Annotated in this window: 1 rRNA gene; it reads left to right on the forward strand. The window is 50.2% G+C overall.

The annotated features are described in order from the left end of the window. Window positions 1-20 precede the first annotated feature (20 nt). A 16S ribosomal RNA gene (locus HMPREF9018_RS00015) occupies window positions 21-1,025 on the forward strand; the annotation flags it as partial.

Here is a 1,025-nt window from a genome sequence, read left to right on the forward strand (position 1 = left end):
CCATCATTAAAAAAGATTTTACAATGGAGAGTTTGATCCTGGCTCAGGATGAACGCTAGCTATAGGCTTAACACATGCAAGTCGAGGGGCAGCATATAGATTGCTTGCAATTTATGATGGCGACCGGCGCACGGGTGAGTAACGCGTATCCAACCTACCCATTACTAGGGAATAACCCAGCGAAAGTTGGCCTAATGCCCTATGTAGTCGTTTGATCGCCTGAGATTTCGACGAAAGATTTATCGGTATTGGATGGGGATGCGTCTGATTAGCTTGTTGGCGGGGTAAAGGCCCACCAAGGCAACGATCAGTAGGGGTTCTGAGAGGAAGGTCCCCCACATTGGAACTGAGACACGGTCCAAACTCCTACGGGAGGCAGCAGTGAGGAATATTGGTCAATGGGCGAGAGCCTGAACCAGCCAAGTAGCGTGCAGGATGACGGCCCTATGGGTTGTAAACTGCTTTTATATGGGAATAAAGTGAGGGACGTGTCCCTTATTGCATGTACCATACGAATAAGGACCGGCTAATTCCGTGCCAGCAGCCGCGGTAATACGGAAGGTCCAGGCGTTATCCGGATTTATTGGGTTTAAAGGGAGCGTAGGCTGTTTGTTAAGCGTGTTGTGAAATGTAGGAGCTCAACTTTTAGATTGCAGCGCGAACTGGCAGACTTGAGTGCGCACAACGTAGGCGGAATTCATGGTGTAGCGGTGAAATGCTTAGATATCATGACGAACTCCGATTGCGAAGGCAGCTTACGGGAGCGCAACTGACGCTAAAGCTCGAAGGTGCGGGTATCGAACAGGATTAGATACCCTGGTAGTCCGCACAGTAAACGATGGATGCCCGCTGTTAGCACCTAGTGTTAGCGGCTAAGCGAAAGCATTAAGCATCCCACCTGGGGAGTACGCCGGCAACGGTGAAACTCAAAGGAATTGACGGGGGCCCGCACAAGCGGAGGAACATGTGGTTTAATTCGATGATACGCGAGGAACCTTACCCGGGCTTGAATTGCAGATGTTTAT

It is taken from the genome of Prevotella amnii CRIS 21A-A, from assembly GCF_000177355.1.
Taxonomy (GTDB): domain Bacteria; phylum Bacteroidota; class Bacteroidia; order Bacteroidales; family Bacteroidaceae; genus Prevotella; species Prevotella amnii.